Source organism: Legionella spiritensis, assembly GCF_900186965.1.
GTDB lineage: Bacteria > Pseudomonadota > Gammaproteobacteria > Legionellales > Legionellaceae > Legionella_C > Legionella_C spiritensis.
Genome location: NZ_LT906457.1, coordinates 19,983 through 39,587, shown reverse-complemented (window position 1 = coordinate 39,587; position 19,605 = coordinate 19,983). Strand labels below are relative to the sequence as shown.

Genomic DNA, 19,605 nt, shown 5'->3' with positions numbered 1-19,605 from the left:
GTGATTGAGGCAGATTTTTTTATACTACAGAACCTAATATACTGCGCACGCAATATAATAAATTGTTGTTGTCATTTATTTCACAAATTTGGTATAATTTGTCCACTTACATTCGCGGCCCATTTTCAGGTTCGTGCCAACATGCTTGCCTACATTCGGATCACATTCATTCCTCTGCTAAGCCTGTTTATATTTCTTTTGGGCGCCGGTTTTTTTTCAACCCTTCTCGCTTTGAAAATGACGACCAATCACGCCTCTACCATGATGATTGGTTCCATGACCGGAGTATTTTACGCCGGACTGGTTCTGGGTTCTCTACGGGTTGATCGCTTTATTTTGTATTTGGGGCACATTCGAGCCTATGTTCTTTTTTCCTTCCTGCTAGCCGTCACCTGTCTGTTGCACGGCATTTTTTACAACCTGGAATTGTGGCTGTTTTTGCGCTTTGTCGGTGGTTTTGCGACAGCAGGACTGTTTGTGGTCATAGAAAGCTGGCTATTATCCGTCAGCGTCCCCGAAAATCGCGGGCAAGTGCTGTCTTTGTACATGATAAGCCTGTATGGCGCTCAAAGCTTCGGGCAGTTTTTTCTAAATATCGGTGATCCGCAAACCCGGTTACTATTTATTCTGGCGTCCATATTGTGCCTGCTGTCTGTCATTCCTCTTTATGTTTCCTGGGTGGTACCACCCAAATACGACGAACCATCCACTCTGTGTCTTGGTACGATTATGCGACAATCCAAAGCGGGTTTACTGGGTGCGTTAAGCTCGGGCATGATTATGGGTAGCATTTACGGATTAATGCCTACTTATCTGACTCATATTTCAGGAAGCAAAGCGGACGTAGCCAAATATATGTTTGCCATTATTTTCGGGGGCATGCTCTTGCAATACCCTATAGGCAATCTTTCCGACAGGATGGCCCGACGCCTGGTGTTAATGCTTATCTGTCTGGCGACGGTGACCACGTGCCTTGCGGTGATGGCGATCCACAACACCGCCTCACCGGCTTTCTTTTTCCTGATGATCCTGCTGGGCGGCCTGACCTTCACGTTATATCCTGTCAGCGTCAGTTACGCCTGTGATTTTCTGGACCGACGCGATATTGTGGTCGGAACCCAGGGGTTATTACTGGCTTATAGCATAGGCGCGATGATTGGCCCATTTATTGCGCCCATGTTCATGCAAGCGCTCGGACATACCGGTTTGTTTATCTATTTTTGTGCAGTCAGTATTTTGGTCATGCCGTTTTTTATTCCGCGGAGAATCCTGCCGAAAACATCTCTCGACAACGATGAACGGTCTGCCTTACAGGAAGCAAGTTAGGCTCTGTACACTTGTCTTTTACCAGTTGCAAATAATAGTTTCTTGTAGCCCGTCATGAAGGCAAAGCCGTAATGCGGGAACGTTCCCCCGGGTATTCGCCTGATCTCCTGGCACATGAAACCCGCAATACGGCTGAAAGCCTCCTTACGGGCAACTGAGCTTTTGCAAAAAACTTACGGAAAATGGGCGGATTGCGGCTTGTCATGACGCGCAACCGGCTCCATGTCACTTTCAAGCAGCCACTGGATCTGCGCCTGTAAGTCAATGGCGATTTGAGACACCTCCTCCAAATCATGGCTTTCATAGGCGTTTTGCCCGGGATGCGTCTTTTTATATTGTTCCAGGATGTTATCGCGTTGCTGATGCAACCAGGCGATCTGGGGAGCAAACAAATGCAGCATGCCTTCCACCCATTGGTCCAGAATCTGCCAATAGGGATCTTTCAAGGTCATTTTATAGCGACTCACAAATCCCGGAACATGCCGGGCATCGTACCAGACCTCCTGAGAGACCCAACGGTTCACGGTAAACAGACGAATCGGCTGCCCGTAACAATTCAGGGCAATGGCCACAATATGAGTCATGGGATTATTCATGTTTTTATCCCAGTCGGGCAACGGCGTCGGTTTAATGCGCTCGGGGATCCCCTTGTCTCTTAAAAAACAATGGAAATGGCCGTGCTCCATACTGTCAAAATTCTCGCGATGACAGTGGTAGAAATACTGTGCGCCGGTCTGATGATCAATACGATCACCTTTCGGGTAATGGGCCATGGAAACATGCTGTTCCTGATCCTGCAAGGTGTAGTGAAGAATATTTTTTTGCCGCTCAACCATGATAGTGTGCTGAGCCTGTAAAATTCGCCTGGCGTAGCGCAGCATCTTCGTTTTTTTTGTTGGGCTTAATACCGGTAATTTAAAATTCGTTGTCATGGGTAAATATATAATTATTGCTATGAGACAGGGAACGAGTTAATGAAAGCGGCGAATAATTTGCCGCTTTCACAAGAGGTTTAGTTGCCGCTGCAACCGGAACATCCGCTGCAACCAGAGCATCCGCTACAACCGGAGCATCCGCTGCAACCTGCACAGCCTTTACAACCTGCACAGCCCTTGCAACCCTTACAGCCTTTACAACCCTGACAGCCTGCACAGGCAGTTAGCTGGGTATTGGTTGTGCTGGTTGCGTAGGCAGCAGGCACAACAGCAACTGCGGACAATGACGTCAAGAGCGTAGCTACAGCAATAGTTGAATTTTTCATAGCTTTCTTCCTTGCAAAAATTAAGGTTAAGGACATGAATCCAATTTAAGGGTAGCAGAAAATTTCTTTTTTTTCTGTTTTTTAAAAAAAATTAGCAATTAAGTTATTGTTTTAATTTTATAAAAAAAACACACCGCTCAAACCAACCGCTTAATGGCTGCCAGATACGCAACGTCATCGGGAGAACTGTGCTGGCGTTGGGCGTTCCAGAGGCATTCGGCAAACTGATCGATGATGAGATGCTCGACCAACAGGGCGTCCTGGTATTTTTGCAGTAATTGCCGATGCAGATCGGCAATCCCTGTCGGTTTATCGACAGCCAGTTGATCGCGCACGGCCAGATGCAAACCCATGTGCAGAAAGGGATTGGTTTGTCCCATTTCCGGAAAATAGGCCGCCTCGTTATCGGGCATGGGTTTATCCAGCATGGCGTGGTATTCCGGATGATCGAGAATCACGGCAACGATTTGCCGCTCCAGCGGCATTAGAGCTTGTTTTTGCCGATGCTTGTGCCAGCTGGTATAAAAAAACTGCCGGGTATCCCGGATTTGGTCGCCGTAAAACATAAGGAATGAAGTATGCCAAAAGAAACAGTGTAACGCATCCGGCCGATAGCAACAAATGCAATCCGGTAAAACGGTTGACAATTAACCTATTGTTATGAGATAGTCAACCCCGCGAGGTTGGACTTGCTATGTGTCATTCCACTGGGTCAATTGGCGACACACCGATTGGCCCTTTCTATTTCCCCCCATACGAAAAAAAACTTTTTTTTGTTATTATTTTCTTCAATCCGCTTAATAATGTGATTACAATCGAAATTTTGACGTGTTCAATGGAGGGAAGTGTTATGCCTGGAGATAGTGGAGGAGTTGCAAGTAGCGTCCTGAATAGTGCGGTAACATTTTGGAGCTATTGTGTTGGAAGCAATATCTCAGCACCCAAACCGGGGAGAGTCACCCTTCCGGAAGGGGGGTTTGACTATCAATCCGCCAGTCATCTGGAGTTCCTGCAAAATCAGATAAAGCGTTTCTCAGATGCGCAGAAGGCATTACAAAACGTGGATTATCATATCATCGTGTCCGGCGCGGTAAGTGCGGCCGGCTACGTTGGATGCTGGGTTCTTCCCCTGGTCACAGTCACTCTCGCGGCTGGTTGCTGGGCTACCTATAATGCTACGGTTCGCAAACAATACGACAAAGAATATCGCGAAGCTCTGGAAGATTTAACAGTCGTTTATCAGTGGGCGATGGGCAAGGACACCGGCAATCTCTGGTATAAACTGGGCGTCAAGGAAGTATTGGAACTGATAACCACCTTAGGGCCATGGGTAAAAGCCGAAACCATCCATACCTGGAATGAGGACGACTTAAAACCGGGTAAGCTATACTCTCGCGAACATTTCACGAGAGACAAGGAAGTACAATTGCTCCAATTCGCCAGTGGTGTGCAAACGACAAGCTGGTCATACAAATTGTACGGAGAAGACGGCGTCAGGGACGCTCTTGAAACATTGAAAGCCGGCGTGTCCGCGCAGGTTTCAAATGCGTCCGAAGAGGTCATGGAAAGGATTCATGGCAAACGCCTCTGATCTCACCATTGACTGCCAAGCAGTTTCATACTCAAAAAGACCATGAGCAACCCGCTTAACAATTCCACCCGCCGCCATACGGCGGCGCGGGATAACACATCGGAAAAATAGCGGGTGGTTAAGGTCAGTGAACTGAACCAAAGCAGGCTGGACGTCGCCACACCGAGCACGAATGCCTGTCGGTGGCCGGGAAATTGCGCACTGCCGGTGCCGATGATCACCAGACAATCGATGATGGCGTGCGGATTTAACAGGCTGAATCCCAGGGCCAGAAAAATGATTTGCAAGCGGTTACTGGCTTCTGATCCGGCAGCTCCCCGAGTGCTTGCGGCTTGCCAGGCCCGCTTTAACGCCGAACCGCCGTAATATAAAAGAAACGCGACCCCGAACCAGGTTATCCACCGCTGCAAACCGGGATGGCGAGACATAATACCATGCAAACCGGCCACGCTGGCCAATACCAGAATCACATCGCAGAAAAAACAAATGACGGCTGACAGGATCGGGTGGTTACGCATGGCGCCCTGGCGAATCAGGAAAACATTTTGCGGGCCAAGCGCCATGATCAACGATAGTCCCAGTATTAAGCCATTGAGATAGACCAGCATGATTTTCCTGCACGTCGTATAAATTGTGGCAATTATCACCAATTTTGCATTATTATTAAAATTAATAATTTTGATTATCCATAAATTTTACTTATGAAAATTGATCACCGAGGTTTGCAGGCGCTCGACGCCGTTATTCAGACACAAAATTTTGCCGCCGCCGCAAGACTGTTGTTTATCACCCAACCGGCGGTCAGTCTGCGTATCAAGCAGCTGGAGATCGAGATGGGGCAGCCCTTGCTGGTACGAACCCTGCCCTACCACCCCACACCGTTGGGCGAAAAACTGCTTGGCCTGCTGCATCGCATGCAACTGCTTGAATCCCACGTCCTGCAGGAAATCAATCCGGATATCCCGACCCGTTTATCCATCGCCCTTAACCGCGACAGCCTGGAAACCTGGTTTAGCTCTCTTATCGCTGAACTCCGGCTGCTGGAAACCATCAGCCTCGATATCATTACCGACGATCAGGAATTGACCATTGATTATTTTCGTCAGGGAACCGTATCAACGTGCGTAGGCAGTTATGAGAAATCCTTGCCGGGTTGCGAATGTGTGGCATTAGGACACATGGATTATTTGCTCGTGGCCTCACCTTCCTTCATCCGCCGCTTTTTCTCCAATAATAAACCGCTTAAAGACAATATTCGCAAAGCACCCTTACTGGTGTTTGACAGCCGCGATCGCCTGCACGAACAGTATTTTAATCATTTTTTCAACACAACGTGGACACCCGATCGCCACCACATGGTGCCGTCGGTAAGCGCGTTTAAGGAATTCGCCATCCAGGGTTACGGTTTTGGCTTGATACCCGGAATTGATATTCATGATGAGCTGGCCGCCGGTCTTGTTGCGGAAATCTGTCCGGGCAAACGCTGGTTACAGCCTTTGTATTGGCATTACTGGCAACTACCCGCGCCACCCTATCAACGTTTTATTACCCAAATCAGGGAAGGGGCAAAACGGTACCTGATTTGAGGCCGGTTTTATTCCCTGCCGCCCCCGTTATTCCGAATTAAGGAACATCAACTCCTGACGCCGGATATACAACAACCCTCAATGTACAGGCACGGGATGAGAAGGGATCCCATCCATTAGCCCGTGTTGAGAGGATTGAGCCACTTGTCCGGCAATCCCCATTGACGCTTTGGTCAGGTTGTTGGCCGCCTTCAACCCGCTCGTGGTGATCTCTGCCCAGCGACCGATAAAACCCATGGACACGGCCTGAGCGGCAATGCCGCTTAAACCGGCCAGCAGCATGCTGGTTCCTAACAACGCCGTACCTATCACTTCACCAACGGTGGGGGCGGCGCCGAATCGTATCATGTTGTACAGTATGGTACCCATTCTTTTCAAAGCCAGGGGCAATCCAATCATCAGACTCACATGAGCGGCGGTAAACGCAATCACCCCCATGACTGGGGCTAAAGGCGGGATAAAAGACAAGGCCGTGGCTCCAATGGCAATAATGGAAGCGCACAGAGCGACTTTGGATCCGAAATCTTCCAGTTCATTAACCACTTTTGAAAAAGACCTGGATGGTGTTTGAGCGTATTTGAAATTCAAATCATTGACCTGATAATAAAATCCACGCATATGCGACAGATTCCTCAACCACTGATTACGAGCGTCTACAGGGAGATCAGCGGCACGAATTTCTCGCTCTGTTTTTGCCCAGATATCGCTGAATTCCTTGCGGCGGGTCAGTGCGTCAAGACGGGACGATTGAAATGCCACACCTTCTCTTTCGATAATGTCCTGTAATCTTTGAAAATATTGCTGAATAAGCAGGTTACCTGCATTATTCCGTTGACATTGTTCCAGAAAATACCGGCAGGCTGATTGTGCGAACAATATCTGTCCCAGAAGAATCATGCTTTCCAGTCGCTGCTGTTTCTTGTAGCGCTTCTCTTTGTCCTGTTCCTCGTTGATTTGTGCCCTAAGGGTTTTAATGGCGCTTTTTTCCGACTCATTGAAATTGATCGCCGTTTTAGGAGTGGAGATTCTCAGGGGTTGGGCAATAATGGCAGGCCCCATGAAGGCGTTAATGAGCCTCTGGTGCCCTGGAAACAATTCATTAAGTTTTCCGGTGACAATACCGGCAATATCCCGATATTCATTGGTCTTTAATGCAATGGTCATAATAAAAAAATTAGGCAAACTTGTCCAATTTTAGCCATTTACAGCCGGCGGCGCAAGCCCTATAGTTTACAACTAACATGGCTTGGCCACGACGATTCGGCAATATCCGCCCCGGCACTTTTGTCGCGGGAATAATTAACAACCGGAGTTTTTCCGTCGCTAAAGAAAGGGCTGTATCGACTATACGAGCCTTCTATACTTAATGGTTTATCAGAAAAGAATACCGAACAGGTGTGGGGCAACAGTTCAGCAACGCTTTTAGTAGTTCTGAACCTCGAATGGCCATTGACATAACCATGCTCGAGACCCAGGAAAACAAGATAAGGTTTATCACCATGTTCTTTTTCAATAATTTCCGCAGCCAGGCCATTGAAACTTCGCAAACGAACAGACTCTTCATTGTCAAAATAGTTTCGTTTAATCTTGCTCTCCGTTGAAAGAAGACTCGCATAGGAATCCAGGGCAACAACACGAATACCCGCTTTTTTGGCGGCTTTGACTATCTCGGTATAGCCAGAAAAGCAGCACCCGCTTACAACATCCTTATAATGAAGATAGCAAGCCAGTTCCGCGGGAAGTTCGTCGCTTTCACTATTAAAATAGGCGTTCAGTAACGATTGATGCCTGTCATACAGAAGAAATTCAAAGAACAGGGTTTGTATTCCAAGTTTTTTAAAATAATCAAGATTCTCTATGAGGAACTTTTTAGGAAACTGATGATGATGGATTTCATTAACAAATATGCCCTGTCTAACAGGGCATTGCTTTCTTAGCTCTTGCAGGGCATTTTTTATAGCACCTTTTCGTTCCGCACCGGATAAAAAAGCATGATCCTTATCTTTGAATGTCCATATCGAACGGGGATATACCCGACGTTCCGACAAAACTGCAAATTTTTCACATAACCCGTTAATTTCAGCAATATAATGTTCCAATGATCGATAATGCCAAAATTCATAACGATGTCCCTGCCAGGCTTCAGAAAAGGGATACCGGGTATAACTACCCTGTAATTTATTTTCAAACCCGGCATACATAACCAGCGCGTCTATCTCATCCATATGATAATCAAAATGGATCTGACGATTTTCATCATCAAAATAAATACGGATGGATTCTCGCGGGAATCCCTTGTCGATCAAGGCGGTAACAAGGTTTTCATAACACGCTTTGATGCCGGGGTAATCTTCGCTGTCAATGGATTCCGTGTCTTTACCTTTTAAGATACAAATACTCATCTGACGGTCTACTCGTTACAAAAAATGAACCAGGTTGCAGGTTCTTTTCAGAACAATTTTACCCCGATATCCATACCCGGTCTATAATTTAGGCAACAGAGTTCAACATGAGATTGATAATGAAACGGTTTCGCTTCATGATTTTTCTGTGCTGTTGTTTCTGCTACCCGGCTGTAGCCGCCGTTCGCATTGGTATCCCTTTGTTTATTCCACCATACTGCGTTTACGATAAAGTGGAAGGCGCCCGGGGCTTTGATATTGACATCATAAGCGCTATTTGTACCCGGCTAACATGGCAATGCCAATACGTCCCTATGAAAGTCAATAAGTTATTTCCTGCCCTTGCGGCAGGAAAAATTGATTTTGCCATAGGCGGCCTTATCATCACACCGGAGCGACAAAAAGCGTTTCTCTTCAGCCAGCCTTATCTTCCCAGTTATGCCTATTTTCTGGTACTGGTTAATTCTCATGTAAAAAAAATAACCGATCTGGACGGCAAACGGGTAGGCGCGTTACAAGGACGGGAATATATTAATTTTCTCAGGGAGCGCTTCAATAACCGGCTAACCGTTGTTCCCTATAAATTATTTAGCAACCTCGCCCTCGATCTGAAAAACGACAGGGTTGACGCTATTTTTATGAATAACATCACCGCCTTGTTTTTAAAATATCAGCACCCGAATCAAGTGGATATTATTCATCAGAAATTCCAGGTAGGAAATGGCATGGGTATTGCCACCACGCCCGGCAATGAAGAAAAAATGCGCCAGATTAACCGAGTTCTCAATGAAATAGAATCGGATGGAACGTTTGTTCGTATTTATAACTATAATTTCCAGTTTTTCATACCACAATCCACCCGGAAAAAATAATATTTGTCCCGGACAAGCTCCGGGAAGGTTTACGCACAGTAAGGATAAATGAAAGGCGCACCGGATGCTTGCGCAATTTTTTTATTCCAGCCATTTTGTGCATAAAACTTGCTTGAATAATACATTTTTCCAAGCAAACAGGATTTGTAATGAAAACAAAATTATTCGTTCTGTTAGTTAGTCTGCTTACATGGAGCCAGGTTTTCGCCGAGATCCGTGAAATAGCCATAACCATCGATGACTTGCCCTTTGTTGGATCAGCCAACCATGATCCCAGAAAATTACAGCGGGAGCATGATCGGTTCATGAACATCATGCAAGCGTTAATCGATCGCAAGGTGCCCGCTACCGGTTTTATTATCGCAGGCTCCATTGAAAAAGGGCAATGGGAATTGCTGGAAGCGTTTCGCAACCAGGGGTTTGAGCTGGGAAACCATACCTATTCGCATCGCAGTTTAAACAGCGTCAGCGCGGAAAAATACATTGAGGACGTCGCGAAAGCCGACGACATTCTGACCCCCCTGATGACGAGCCCCAAATATTTTCGCTACCCATATCTTGCGGAAAGCAAAGGGGAACGCCGTGATAAAGTTTATGAATTTCTGGCAGACAGCGGTTACATCATTGCTCCGGTAACCGTCGACAGCAAGGATTTCCGCTTTAACAGCCAACTGTTTGCCATTCCTTACCGCCAGAGACCACAACGCCTCAATTATCTGAAAAAACGCTATTTGAATTTTATCTGGCAGCAAACCTTGCGGGCAGAGGCCAAAGCTGAAAAAAAACATCCGGGAGTCAGCCGCCAGATTTTACTGATTCACGCCAATTTACTAAACAGCCATTTCATGGGTGACATCATTGATATGTATCAGGAAAAAGGGTATCGCATCGTACGTCTTGATCAGATTCTGGCTCATACGGAAACCGGTGAGGAAACGGAAAACGGGGACAACGATAAACCGGCGGCCGGTTCCGTCAGCGATGTCGTCAATGATATCTTTCAATGATCACGCTTTCAGCGACCAGGTTTCGTGAACAGGATTTTCTGGCGCCATTTTTTTACAAAAAAACCGTAGCCCGCAAGGAGGCCTGCGGCCGTATTGCGGGGATCATGCTCCAATATTTTGCCAGTAGAACAGGTAAGTAACCGGGGGAGCGTTATCACATTGCGAAAAGTTGGTACGCCGGGTTAGGCACAGAAAATCCAACCTCAAATTTTCGGCTCACGAAACCTATTGTTTGTCAGGATCAAAATGATCAAAATCACCATCAGCCAAAGGATTATATTCCTCTGTCTCGACTATTTTTTGTTGAAGTAAATCACGCAGCGATGATTCATCAAGCGATTGTTCTGATTTTTTGGACTTATCTTTATCGTCCGTTTTTTTCAGACGTTTTAATACACCTTTATTAAATTCCGGCATGACAGTTATCCATAAATACTCTACTTACCTTGAATTGTAGTACGTCATGAAACAATATTCCGCTTCAAACCTCCTCCCAATCACGTTAACATAAGGCTAAAATTCATACGTTAAACCATATCATGCCCATTTATAATCTGGTTGATCGCGTACTCGGAGAGTTTGATACCGCCCTGCGTACCATGCTGCCGCCGCCTCATCGTGAGAGCACCCGCCCTGTACCGGGAGAAACAGTCGACGAGAAGTACACGCTGACCGAGCGGGAAAAAAAAGAGGTTGCCGGATTAATGCGCGTAAACCATGCCGGAGAAGTCTGTGCCCAGGCTCTTTACCAGGGACAAGCGTTAACCGCGAAACTTACCTGCGTGAAAGAACAAATGACCCAGGCCGCTGAAGAAGAAATCGAGCACCTGGCCTGGTGTGAACAGCGCTTGCGGGAACTGGACAGCCGCCCCAGCGTATTAAATCCGTTCTGGTATATCGGTTCACTCCTGATAGGCGCGGCGGCAGGCATCGCGGGTGATCGCTGGAGTCTGGGGTTCGTCGCCGAAACGGAGAGGCAGGTCAGTACCCATTTGCGGCGCCATATGGAAAAAATTCCAGAGCAGGATGAAAGAACCCGCCATATCCTGGAGCAGATGCACGAAGATGAAACACATCATGCCGAAGCAGCTAAAAACGCCGGCGCGGCAGAGTTGCCCAAGGCACTTAAAAATCTGATGGGAATGGTTTCAAAATTGATGACTAAAACGAGCTACTACCTGTGACCCTATTTAATCTGATGCTGATTTTCTTCGGCATGATACTGGTTTTACTCAACGGCTTTTTCGTAGCCGCCGAGTTTGGCATGGTCAAATTACGAAACACCCGGGTCGCATTGATTACCGAACAATATCCTTTGCGAGGGGCTATTCTTGCCAGGATTCATCAACAGCTGGATGCTTATTTATCCGCCTGTCAACTGGGCATTACCCTGGCGTCCCTGGGGCTGGGATGGATTGGTGAACCCGCCTTTGCCCGTCTGCTAAGCCCCCTGTTACCTGTCTTTGGGATCACGAACTCCGCTCTCATTGAGTTTATCTCGTTTCTTTTTGCCTTTTCCCTTATTTCCTTTTTACATATCGTTATTGGCGAATTGATGCCAAAATCTCTGGCCATCCGGCAAAGCGAACAAATTTCTCTATGGACGGCCGTTCCTTTATACGTCTTTTACTGGATGATGTACCCTGCCATCTGGTTACTTAATTTCTGTTCAAATTTCTTCTTGAAATTATTAGGTCTGGATGTGTTTGATCCCACGGAACAATACCATACCAGCGATGAAATCAAATTGATATTACGCTCCAGTCAGATGCACGGCGAATTAACACCCCAGGCAAGCAGTATTCTGGCACACACCCTGGAATTGGCCGATCTGCAAGCCGTAGATTTGATGCGTTCTTCTGATGATATTGTCATGATCAACAGTCCCATCACCAAAAAGAAACTCACAGAAACCACCAATCATCACCGGTTCAGTCGCTATCCTGTTTTTGATCAGGAAAAAAAGCAGATCATTGGCCTGCTGCATGTCAAGGATGTGCCGCTGTTTCTCAATGATTACAAGGATGATGAGCAACTACCGCTGCAATCCCTGATTCGACCCATACCGAAAGTGTCGCATCGACTGCCGGCTCTGGCCTTGTTACGCCAGTTTCAAGGCGGGATGCCCCATTTCGCTCTGGTTTACGGACGCCATGGCACCATGGTAGGTTTCATTACCCTTGATCATCTATTACATCTGGTTATTGGTGTTATCAAGGACGAATTTCATAAAACGCAAGACACCTGGATTAAACACGGAGATGGCTCTTTAACCGTGAAGGGAGATTGCCCGCTCTATGCTCTGGAACGTGCGCTGGGCAAAGAGATCCTCCTGACGACAGAAGAAGAGGAAGAAGTGGCCACCATAGCGGGTTTGATATTATACAGGCTAGGCAGTGTGCCCGGTGAAGGAAAAACCATCGAATTTCCTGATTTTTCAGCCACCGTTGAAAATACGCAGGGCGCTAAAATTACTCAGGTGAAAATTGTGCCAAACGAACAGGATACAAAGAAATCCGGGTCTGTTGACATTTCGTAGATTGAGGTGAAAATGTAGCTGACTGACAATCGTGAAGTCAAAGGTCAACGGGCGTCAAATAGTAAGGAAGGCTCATGACATCCTCCACATTATTTATCCTGCTGGTGATTTTGATTGCTTTTATTTTTGATTTTATCAATGGGTTTCATGATGCGGCCAACTCGATAGCCACCATAGTGACGACTGGTGTCCTGACGCCTCTGCAAGCGGTGATCTGGGCCGCTTTTTTTAATTTTATCGCCTTTCTGGTTTTTAATCTGTCCGTCGCCAATACCATTGGCAGCGGTTTGATAGATAGCGGAGTCGTTAACACACCGCTGATTTTTTCGGCGCTAATCGGTGCCATATTCTGGAATCTGGCTACCTGGTATTACGGTATACCTTCCAGCTCATCCCATGCGTTAATCGGAGGCCTCGCCGGTGCGGCTGTGGCTAAAGCGGGATTTTCTTCCTTGCAGCTCAGCGGTTTTCTAAAGGTTCTCGCCGGTATCGTTATTTCACCGCTCGTCGGGATGTTAACAGGCTGTCTGCTTATGTTGTTTTTCAACCGTGTTACCCGATCCAGTCCCCAGGATAAACACAACAAGCTGTTTCGAGGGTTGCAACTCGCCTCATCGGCTATGCTGAGTCTGACCCATGGCGGAAATGACGCGCAAAAAACCATGGGCATCATTGCGGTGTTACTGTTTTCAGCATCCTGGCTTGGCGATTCGTTTTATGTTCCTTTCTGGGTGGTGATTTCCTGTCACGCCATCATTGCACTGGGTACTTTAGCAGGCGGCTGGCGCATCGTGCATACCATGGGAACCAAAATTACAAAACTGAATACCATGCGCGGCTGTGCCGCTGAAACGGGTGCCGCCATTATGATCTTTGCCGCAACAGAATACGGGATCCCGGTCTCAACCACACATACCGTCACAGGCTCGATAGCCGGAGTCGGGGTGGTCAATGGCTTCTCCGGCACTTACTGGCCTCTTTTATACCGTATTTTCCTCTCCTGGCTGCTCACCGTCCCTGTGGCCGGATTCATTGCGGCCGCGATCATGCTGACCTGGTTTTAGGCTTGTAAAAACCGGGGTCATTCAAAAGGAAAACAAGGCAATAATTCCCCGAGTCAGGGTCGTTAGGAAAAACACATACAAAAAGAAACCCAGGTAGGCAAGAACCAGAAAAACACCGTCCTTTTCAGCAATCCCCAGCCCAAACAAAATAATCAATACGGAAAAGATGAAATTACTCAATGGAATAGGTAACAGCAACAACAAGGCAAGAAAGAGTAAAATAACACCATGTAACCGCTCCATAACCGGCTGGGAAAAGAACCACCATCGTGGTTTCAGGTAACGTTCGGCATAAATCAGGTAAGGCAGCGTTTTATGAATTACCAACAACAGTTTTGGGGTTGCTATGGTGCGCCTTGCCAAAAATTTTGGCAGCCACAACGCCTGCTTCCCCAGGATCAAATGCAAAGAGATAAACAGGACCGGCAAGGCAAAAATAAACGAAACACCCGGAATAACGGACAAAGGCAAAGCCGTAGGCAACGCGAACAGAATGGTCATTAACCCTAGCGCCTGCTCGCCAAACAGGTTTACAAGCTGCCTGTATGTCAAATGAGTATCACTCGGCGGATTTTTGGTAATTTCTTTCAGCAAACGGGCAATGGAGGTTTGTCTGGTCTGTTTTACGATCACGTCCTCTCCGCCTCTTGAAAAAAACGGCTCATCAGGCTTCTTCAATGCGATTCAGATGGCTGGTAAATCGTCCATAACTAAAATACAGCACTATTCCTATCACCATCCAGATAACAAAACGAAGTATGGTAAACCATGGCAGGTTAATGATCAGATACAGGCAGCTTAATACACCTAAAACAGGAACCACGGGCATAAACGGTGTACGAAACGGCCTGTGCAACTCGGGATGGGTGTAACGTAAAATAATGACCCCGGTACACACCGTGATAAACGCGAATAAAGTTCCGATATTGACCAATTCGGCCAAATCGGAAATAGGCACCAAACCGGATATTAAAGCCATGAGAATCCCGCACAACACAATTATACGCACCGGGGTCATCGTATGCGGATTGGTGCGGGCAAAGAAATGGGGCAACAGACCATCCCGGGCCATAGCGAAAAATACCCGGGTTAACCCGTAAAAAAGAACCAGCATCACCGTAGTCAGACCCGCGATCGCTCCCACACCAATCAAACCGGCCACCAATTTGTGACCCAGCAGTAACATCGCGTAACTGATAGGCGATGCGACGTTCAAGGACGAGTAATGCACAATCCCGGTTAGCAGACCGGAAACGATGATATAAAGAATCGTACAAATGATCAGCGATCCTATAATGCCGAGAGGCAGATCACGTTGTGGATTGATGGCTTCTTCCGCCGCCGTGGAAACCGCGTCAAAACCGATGTAGGCAAAGAAAATCAACGACGCGCCTTCCATGACGCCTTTCCAGCCATAAGGCGCAAATGGAGTCCAGTTCCTGGTATCAACGTTGACGCTCGCAACAACGATAAACAGCGCAATCACTGTCAATTTGACAAAGACCATCATGTTATTGGTTCGTGCGCTGGATTTAACACCCAGAACGAGAAGGGCTGTTAACAGAAAAATAATACCCATGGGTAAAATATTGAGATCGCCGCCGTCAATAGGGCCATGTAATAAATAATTGGGTAATTGTATTTTTAACGCCATCAACAAATCATTGAAATACCCGCTCCAGCCCACCGATACGGCCGATACCGCTATCGAATACTCCAACAGGAGATCCCAGCCGACAATCCAGGCAATGAGCTCCCCGAAACCGGCATAGGCATAACCATAGGCACTGCCACAGCCGCCGATGGCCGCCGCCAGTTCCGCATAGGCAAGGGCTGAAAACGCGCAAGCCAGTCCGGCTACAACATAGGAAAAAACAATAGCCGGCCCGGTTTGTGTCGCGGCAACAATACCTGTTAACACAAAAATTCCGGCCCCGATAATGGCTCCAACACCCAGAAAAACAAGGTCAAAAGCCGTCAGGCATTGGGCAAGACAAACGCCACCATTAATTGAATCCTGAATAGCTTTTTTGCGAAACAAGTCCATGTTAGTATGCCTCTGACGTAGATGAACAACGAGTTATGCAGGCAAGAAACGAACCAGCACGTTTCTAGAAACATCTTTTTAAAAACACTATACCATTAAAAAATAGAAAGCAAACCCTTGGAAAATTTGAAATTTGCATGAAAAAATTACGTTTCGCCCTTCTATTGTGTCTGTCGTCGGTGCCGGTTTTTGCTGCCGCATCGACGGCGTGTTCCGGCACGCCGTCTCTTTTCAAAAAATCATGCCTTCGCCTTCATCAAATCTGGAACGAAGGCCATACGGAAGTCTACCTGCCATTCTACGCCTGGCACAATCGTTACACCTACACCGAAGAAAAATTAAGTAAAACCATTTACAATGAAAAGGCATGGGGATTTGGCCTGGGCAAAGGATTTGACGATGAAGACGGCGACTGGCACGGTCTTTATGCGATGGCGTTTCTGGATTCCCACAACCATGTCCAGCCCATTGCCGGGTATGCGTTTCTTAAAACAGCGCACATAAAGGACAGTGCGCGCCTTGGATTAGGCTACTCCGTTTTTCTGACCCAACGCTCGGACATCTTTAATGGCTACCCATTCCCGGGAGCCGCCCCCTGGATCAGCATCGGTTACCGTCAGGCGTCTCTCTCTGCCGCTTATGTACCCGGCGGTACCAACATTGGGAACGTATTGTTTATTTTCGCCAAATGGTCTTTTGAGCAACTTTGACCGACGCCATGAATACTGGCAAAGCCGTAAATTTTCCTTGCATGATCACTTAGCCCTTGTTACGCTGGCGCCGCATTTTGCACTAACAGGAGATTATTACATGACGTTTACAGCCAAAATAGCGGCACTTGCCGGTTCGTTCCTATTTGCCGGCGCCATCTCGGCAGCGACACCCAATTTACCCGCCTGTCCTGATGCCGGAGCCATCAAAGCCCAGGGCTTGTCCATGGCAGAGCAACTGCTTCCAGGCATGTATATTGCCTATGACGTCGGCCAGTACAATACAGAAGGTTTCTGGTTTTTCGGTATAGGCCCGGTTGAGGCAGAAGACGAGAACGCCGCGCTTGTCTCCGGTAATAAGTCGCTGACCACATTATCAGGCCAACCGACGGCCGAACAAGACGAGGACGGAAATATTTATTGTGCCTACAGTCTGAGTGACGCTAACATGCAAGCCTATGCCGTCGAAATTTCCGGCTCGTTATCGAAAGCCCGTTTCCGCCATTATTTTCATAAATAATATCGACGGTTTTGATGCACATGATAACCTGCTTCAGGTTATCATGTGATCGCTCAGGAGATACCAACCCTATGACACGATGCGACTGGTGTGGCAATGATCCGCTGTATATCGCCTATCACGACAGGGAATGGGGGGTGCCGGTGACCTCAGCGGACAAGCTGTTTGAAATGCTCATTCTGGAAGGCATGCAGGCCGGACTGAACTGGCTGACGGTGCTAAAAAAAAGAGAAGCCATGCGTGAGGCGTTTTACAGTTTCTCACCGGAGCGGCTGGCATCTGCAACCGATGCCGATCTGGCGGTCATGCTTGAAAACCCCGGCATTATCCGCAACCGGTTAAAAATACGCTCTGTGCGCACCAACGCCCGGACTTTTCTACGGTTAGCCGAGCAGGAAAACATCGTCGACTATTTTTGGCAATTTACCAATGGTAAAACGTTGCAAACAAACAGACAAACCCTGTCCGAAATCCCGGCCGTCACAAAAGACTCTGAAAAAATGGCCGGCCAATTAAAAAAAGACGGTTTCACTTTTATGGGCCCAACCACTTGCTACGCGTTTATGCAAGCCGTTGGCATGGTCAATGATCACGTCACGTCCTGTTTTCGCTGGCAGCAGCTGACCTGATCTAGATAAGCTGGCTTGCCCGATAAATATCTTCCAGCAAGTCTTGCGTGGTGCTGCGACTCTTGCCATGACATTTAAAAAAATACAGCCCCGTCCCTCGATTTAACATCAAACTATGTTTTTTATTGGCAAGAATATTTCTGGTATGGCCAGCAATATGTTCAACGGCACTTGATGCGAATTTTTCCACCAGTTTTTCAATTTCATTGGCTTTGATATGGGCTTTCACCGAGCGTGTATTCTTTTTTAACTGTTGGCCATACGCTTGTATACAACCAATCGCGTCATCCAGAGCCTTGTTGTTATGATTCATTGTCTCATCAGGTTGCCGCTCTATCTTCGCCGCTGGCAAATGCACCAGCGGATCATGATAAGGCTTATTGGGATAAGGTAATTTTACCCAACATATTTCCCCTTGCGAATGTTGAACCTTGTTAAGCAAATGGTACGTTAAAAAATTGACCGCGTTTTCCCGGCTATCAAAGCGGATCAGGCCATAATTAGTCTCATAGTATTCTATACCGTTACCCACCATTCTCAGGCCCGTAGAATGAAAATTAGCACCACTCACTAAAAAATTAAAATTGAAAACAGATTGATCATCCAATTTTGATAACATAGCCCATAGGGTCTTACGAATTTTTTCTTCTCGCGTCATCACAAAATACCAGTCCTTACGACGAAGCAGAGTATCTCCATAAGTCCAGTTTGCTCTGAACCTGTGATATAGCCCGCGATCAGAAGCAACCGATAATTGCTCCAGGGATTCTTGTGAAACCAGCTTGCCGTAACGATGGGTATGCCCCCAGCAATACCCGATAAAATCAGATCCCTTAAAGGGATCATACGATTGCTCAAACGGTAAAAAATGAGAGGCGTATTGGCGAATCAATGAATAAAAACAAGCATCTTCATCCCGGATATGATTATGTTGTTCTTCCGCCGTTTTTTTAATATCTTGTAAAATTTTTTGTACGTCTGTTAAACAACGATGACTTCCCATGTCCTTGAATAAAGGGTCTTGCAAAAGATTTTCGATACCATGGATAACCAGGGTTATACATTCGTTATCATAAATTTGCCGTAACTCAACCAGTGTTCGTCCACTGTTTTTATTCTTTTTCACATATTGAAAAAAACCTTGTTGATTCACTTCAGATTCTAATTGTTCCATCCGTTGTTTAAACGCATCCAACTGGATTGCGTTTTTTTTATTTCGTGCTTTTTTTAGCAAGGAATAACAATCAGAATAGTGCATCTTAAATTCCCATCACGATGATTCAACTATTAATGGATTATAAAGGAGAAATATTATCAAAAAATTAATAGAGCAGTAGATATTGAGGCAGCAGGGTATCAATAGTGATATCTATTCCCTTGATATTTGGTAGTTTTGGCCAAACTGTGCTAGGTTTTAAATAAAAAGCACCACAAGGAATTAAGGATGAAACCTTTTTTAGAACAGGCACGTTTTTACGCGCAATACCACCAGCAAGCAGCAACCTTTTATACTCATCTCGTTGGCGTACCCATCCTCATCTTCGCTGTGATGATTTTTCTGGGCTTTTTTCATTTGAGAATGCCTAATGTGTTTGATACGACCTTAGCCAGCATTGCTACTTTAATACTATGGCTATACTACCTGCGATTGAACTGGCGGCTAAGTTTGCTGCTTTTACCGGTTTTGGCCTTATTACTGTGGATTAGTTCCATGATAAGTTACGCCGGCCCCACCCGTTCCGCATTATGGCTGTTCGTGATTTTTCTTGTGCTCGGTGTGGTTCTGCAATTAAGCGGCCATTTTATTGAAGGCAGAAAACCGGCCTTTATGGATAATATGAAGCAGGCACTGATTGCTCCTCTCTACCTGACTGCCGAACTATGCTTCATGGCCGGTTTTATGAAATCTCTCCAGGAAACCCTGCATGGCGGTGAAGAAACACGATCCTCCGAGGACACGGAAATCGAGGATACCACGCCAAAAACAAAAGCGAGGGGACGCAAAAAGAAATCTGGCAAAGACTCGATATCCTGAGTGCGTCACGGTCAGG

23 protein-coding genes are annotated in these 19,605 nt (G+C 46.7%); 13 read left to right on the top strand and 10 right to left on the bottom strand.

Annotated features, from left to right (window positions below; all coding sequences use genetic code 11):
• The first annotated feature begins 141 nt into the window (after positions 1–141).
• Positions 142–1,326, top strand: a complete 1,185-nt coding sequence (locus CKW05_RS00195; RefSeq protein ID WP_058484761.1) for an MFS transporter — start codon at positions 142–144, stop codon at positions 1,324–1,326.
• A 173-nt stretch (positions 1,327–1,499) separates the two neighbouring features.
• Here the strand turns inward: CKW05_RS00195 and CKW05_RS00190 are convergent, their stop codons facing one another.
• From CKW05_RS00190 to CKW05_RS00180, 3 genes are all read right to left on the bottom strand, one after another.
• Positions 1,500–2,258 (bottom strand): DUF6969 family protein, encoded by a 759-nt coding sequence (locus CKW05_RS00190; protein ID WP_058484762.1) that lies wholly within the window; start codon positions 2,256–2,258, stop codon positions 1,500–1,502.
• Positions 2,242–2,433 (bottom strand): hypothetical protein, encoded by a 192-nt coding sequence (locus CKW05_RS15405; RefSeq protein WP_058484763.1) that lies wholly within the window; start codon positions 2,431–2,433, stop codon positions 2,242–2,244. The genes CKW05_RS00190 and CKW05_RS15405 overlap by 17 nt, the downstream gene beginning before the upstream one ends.
• A gap of 291 nt (positions 2,434–2,724) precedes the next feature.
• Positions 2,725–3,153, bottom strand: coding sequence for a DUF1841 family protein (locus CKW05_RS00180; RefSeq protein WP_058484764.1), 429 nt, complete (start codon positions 3,151–3,153; stop codon positions 2,725–2,727).
• Between the two features lie 284 nt (positions 3,154–3,437).
• On the opposite strand from CKW05_RS00180, the gene CKW05_RS00175 reads away from it, so the two are divergent.
• Complete coding sequence (locus CKW05_RS00175) at positions 3,438–4,178, top strand: hypothetical protein (RefSeq protein ID WP_058484765.1); 741 nt, start codon at positions 3,438–3,440, stop codon at positions 4,176–4,178.
• Between the two features lie 2 nt (positions 4,179–4,180).
• On the opposite strand, the gene CKW05_RS00170 is transcribed toward CKW05_RS00175, so the two are convergent.
• Entirely contained in the window at positions 4,181–4,786 is a 606-nt protein-coding gene (locus CKW05_RS00170) for a LysE/ArgO family amino acid transporter (RefSeq protein WP_058484766.1), read from the bottom strand.
• Between the two features lie 93 nt (positions 4,787–4,879).
• Here CKW05_RS00170 and CKW05_RS00165 point away from each other — a divergent pair, with 93 nt between their 5' ends.
• Entirely contained in the window at positions 4,880–5,764 is an 885-nt protein-coding gene (locus CKW05_RS00165) for an ArgP/LysG family DNA-binding transcriptional regulator (protein WP_058484767.1), read from the top strand.
• Positions 5,765–5,842: 78 nt separating this feature from the next.
• Here the strand turns inward: CKW05_RS00165 and CKW05_RS00160 are convergent, their stop codons facing one another.
• Positions 5,843–6,928 carry an MFS transporter gene (locus CKW05_RS00160; protein WP_058484768.1) on the bottom strand — a complete coding sequence of 362 codons (1,086 nt, stop codon included), beginning with the start codon at positions 6,926–6,928 and terminating at the stop codon, positions 5,843–5,845.
• A 59-nt stretch (positions 6,929–6,987) separates the two neighbouring features.
• A complete protein-coding gene (locus tag CKW05_RS00155; RefSeq protein WP_058484769.1) occupies positions 6,988–8,166 on the bottom strand; it encodes a TraB/GumN family protein in 1,179 nt (392 codons plus the stop codon).
• Between the two features lie 119 nt (positions 8,167–8,285).
• Here CKW05_RS00155 and CKW05_RS00150 point away from each other — a divergent pair, with 119 nt between their 5' ends.
• The 3 genes from CKW05_RS00150 to CKW05_RS15260 all read left to right on the top strand — a co-directional run bounded on the left by CKW05_RS00150 (position 8,286) and on the right by CKW05_RS15260 (position 10,185).
• On the top strand, positions 8,286–9,038 hold the full coding sequence (locus tag CKW05_RS00150; RefSeq protein WP_058484770.1) for a transporter substrate-binding domain-containing protein: 753 nt from the start codon (positions 8,286–8,288) through the stop codon (positions 9,036–9,038).
• A gap of 149 nt (positions 9,039–9,187) precedes the next feature.
• Entirely contained in the window at positions 9,188–10,045 is an 858-nt protein-coding gene (locus CKW05_RS00145) for a polysaccharide deacetylase family protein (protein ID WP_058484771.1), read from the top strand.
• On the top strand, positions 10,042–10,185 hold the full coding sequence (locus CKW05_RS15260) for a hypothetical protein (protein ID WP_156413345.1): 144 nt from the start codon (positions 10,042–10,044) through the stop codon (positions 10,183–10,185). The genes CKW05_RS00145 and CKW05_RS15260 overlap by 4 nt, the downstream gene beginning before the upstream one ends.
• 85 nt (positions 10,186–10,270) lie before the next feature.
• Here the strand turns inward: CKW05_RS15260 and CKW05_RS00140 are convergent, their stop codons facing one another.
• On the bottom strand, positions 10,271–10,462 hold the full coding sequence (locus CKW05_RS00140) for a hypothetical protein (RefSeq protein ID WP_058484772.1): 192 nt from the start codon (positions 10,460–10,462) through the stop codon (positions 10,271–10,273).
• A 122-nt stretch (positions 10,463–10,584) separates the two neighbouring features.
• On the opposite strand from CKW05_RS00140, the gene coq7 reads away from it, so the two are divergent.
• From coq7 to CKW05_RS00125, 3 genes are all read left to right on the top strand, one after another.
• A complete protein-coding gene (gene coq7 / locus CKW05_RS00135) occupies positions 10,585–11,229 on the top strand; it encodes a 2-polyprenyl-3-methyl-6-methoxy-1,4-benzoquinone monooxygenase (protein WP_058484773.1) in 645 nt (214 codons plus the stop codon).
• Positions 11,226–12,584: a hemolysin family protein gene (locus tag CKW05_RS00130; RefSeq protein WP_331712930.1), complete on the top strand. Its 1,359-nt coding sequence runs from the start codon at positions 11,226–11,228 to the stop codon at positions 12,582–12,584. The genes coq7 and CKW05_RS00130 overlap by 4 nt, the downstream gene beginning before the upstream one ends.
• A 74-nt stretch (positions 12,585–12,658) precedes the next feature.
• On the top strand, positions 12,659–13,648 hold the full coding sequence (locus CKW05_RS00125) for an inorganic phosphate transporter (protein WP_058484774.1): 990 nt from the start codon (positions 12,659–12,661) through the stop codon (positions 13,646–13,648).
• A 21-nt stretch (positions 13,649–13,669) separates the two neighbouring features.
• Here CKW05_RS00125 and CKW05_RS00120 read toward each other — a convergent pair whose 3' ends face one another.
• Positions 13,670–14,281: an exopolysaccharide biosynthesis protein gene (locus tag CKW05_RS00120; protein ID WP_231950639.1), complete on the bottom strand. Its 612-nt coding sequence runs from the start codon at positions 14,279–14,281 to the stop codon at positions 13,670–13,672.
• Between the two features lie 31 nt (positions 14,282–14,312).
• The gene (locus tag CKW05_RS00115; RefSeq protein ID WP_058484775.1) at positions 14,313–15,695 is read right to left on the bottom strand and encodes an amino acid permease; all 1,383 of its coding nucleotides are present in this window, start codon (positions 15,693–15,695) and stop codon (positions 14,313–14,315) included.
• 137 nt (positions 15,696–15,832) lie between these two features.
• Between CKW05_RS00115 and pagP the strand changes: the two genes are divergently transcribed.
• The 3 genes from pagP to CKW05_RS00100 all read left to right on the top strand — a co-directional run bounded on the left by pagP (position 15,833) and on the right by CKW05_RS00100 (position 17,554).
• Complete coding sequence (gene pagP / locus CKW05_RS00110) at positions 15,833–16,405, top strand: lipid IV(A) palmitoyltransferase PagP (protein ID WP_058484776.1); 573 nt, start codon at positions 15,833–15,835, stop codon at positions 16,403–16,405.
• A 100-nt stretch (positions 16,406–16,505) separates the two neighbouring features.
• Positions 16,506–16,925, top strand: a complete 420-nt coding sequence (locus tag CKW05_RS00105) for a DUF4949 domain-containing protein (RefSeq protein ID WP_058484777.1) — start codon at positions 16,506–16,508, stop codon at positions 16,923–16,925.
• A 71-nt stretch (positions 16,926–16,996) separates the two neighbouring features.
• Positions 16,997–17,554, top strand: a complete 558-nt coding sequence (locus CKW05_RS00100; protein WP_058484778.1) for a DNA-3-methyladenine glycosylase I — start codon at positions 16,997–16,999, stop codon at positions 17,552–17,554.
• A 1-nt stretch (position 17,555) separates the two neighbouring features.
• Here the strand turns inward: CKW05_RS00100 and CKW05_RS00095 are convergent, their stop codons facing one another.
• Positions 17,556–18,812 (bottom strand): hypothetical protein, encoded by a 1,257-nt coding sequence (locus CKW05_RS00095; protein ID WP_058484779.1) that lies wholly within the window; start codon positions 18,810–18,812, stop codon positions 17,556–17,558.
• A gap of 186 nt (positions 18,813–18,998) precedes the next feature.
• Between CKW05_RS00095 and CKW05_RS00090 the strand changes: the two genes are divergently transcribed.
• Positions 18,999–19,589 carry an Mpo1 family 2-hydroxy fatty acid dioxygenase gene (locus CKW05_RS00090; protein ID WP_058484780.1) on the top strand — a complete coding sequence of 197 codons (591 nt, stop codon included), beginning with the start codon at positions 18,999–19,001 and terminating at the stop codon, positions 19,587–19,589.
• Positions 19,590–19,605 lie beyond the last annotated feature (16 nt).

Excerpts from the sequence above, each read along its gene's own strand:
- CKW05_RS00100 (WP_058484778.1), top strand. The coding sequence starts at position 16,997 with ATGACACGATGCGACTGGTGTGGCAATGATCCGCTGTATATCGCCTAT.
- CKW05_RS00095 (WP_058484779.1), bottom strand. The coding sequence starts at position 18,812 with ATGCACTATTCTGATTGTTATTCCTTGCTAAAAAAAGCACGAAATAAA.
- CKW05_RS00115 (WP_058484775.1), bottom strand. The coding sequence starts at position 15,695 with ATGGACTTGTTTCGCAAAAAAGCTATTCAGGATTCAATTAATGGTGGC.
- CKW05_RS00150 (WP_058484770.1), top strand. The coding sequence starts at position 8,286 with ATGAAACGGTTTCGCTTCATGATTTTTCTGTGCTGTTGTTTCTGCTAC.
- coq7 (WP_058484773.1), top strand. The coding sequence starts at position 10,585 with ATGCCCATTTATAATCTGGTTGATCGCGTACTCGGAGAGTTTGATACC.
- CKW05_RS00155 (WP_058484769.1), bottom strand. The coding sequence starts at position 8,166 with ATGAGTATTTGTATCTTAAAAGGTAAAGACACGGAATCCATTGACAGC.
- CKW05_RS00140 (WP_058484772.1), bottom strand. The coding sequence starts at position 10,462 with ATGCCGGAATTTAATAAAGGTGTATTAAAACGTCTGAAAAAAACGGAC.
- CKW05_RS00165 (WP_058484767.1), top strand. The coding sequence starts at position 4,880 with ATGAAAATTGATCACCGAGGTTTGCAGGCGCTCGACGCCGTTATTCAG.
- CKW05_RS00180 (WP_058484764.1), bottom strand. The coding sequence starts at position 3,153 with ATGTTTTACGGCGACCAAATCCGGGATACCCGGCAGTTTTTTTATACC.
- CKW05_RS00160 (WP_058484768.1), bottom strand. The coding sequence starts at position 6,928 with ATGACCATTGCATTAAAGACCAATGAATATCGGGATATTGCCGGTATT.
- CKW05_RS00105 (WP_058484777.1), top strand. The coding sequence starts at position 16,506 with ATGACGTTTACAGCCAAAATAGCGGCACTTGCCGGTTCGTTCCTATTT.
- CKW05_RS00170 (WP_058484766.1), bottom strand. The coding sequence starts at position 4,786 with ATGCTGGTCTATCTCAATGGCTTAATACTGGGACTATCGTTGATCATG.
- CKW05_RS00175 (WP_058484765.1), top strand. The coding sequence starts at position 3,438 with ATGCCTGGAGATAGTGGAGGAGTTGCAAGTAGCGTCCTGAATAGTGCG.
- pagP (WP_058484776.1), top strand. The coding sequence starts at position 15,833 with ATGAAAAAATTACGTTTCGCCCTTCTATTGTGTCTGTCGTCGGTGCCG.
- CKW05_RS15260 (WP_156413345.1), top strand. The coding sequence starts at position 10,042 with ATGATCACGCTTTCAGCGACCAGGTTTCGTGAACAGGATTTTCTGGCG.
- CKW05_RS00125 (WP_058484774.1), top strand. The coding sequence starts at position 12,659 with ATGACATCCTCCACATTATTTATCCTGCTGGTGATTTTGATTGCTTTT.
- CKW05_RS00195 (WP_058484761.1), top strand. The coding sequence starts at position 142 with ATGCTTGCCTACATTCGGATCACATTCATTCCTCTGCTAAGCCTGTTT.
- CKW05_RS00190 (WP_058484762.1), bottom strand. The coding sequence starts at position 2,258 with ATGACAACGAATTTTAAATTACCGGTATTAAGCCCAACAAAAAAAACG.
- CKW05_RS00090 (WP_058484780.1), top strand. The coding sequence starts at position 18,999 with ATGAAACCTTTTTTAGAACAGGCACGTTTTTACGCGCAATACCACCAG.
- CKW05_RS00145 (WP_058484771.1), top strand. The coding sequence starts at position 9,188 with ATGAAAACAAAATTATTCGTTCTGTTAGTTAGTCTGCTTACATGGAGC.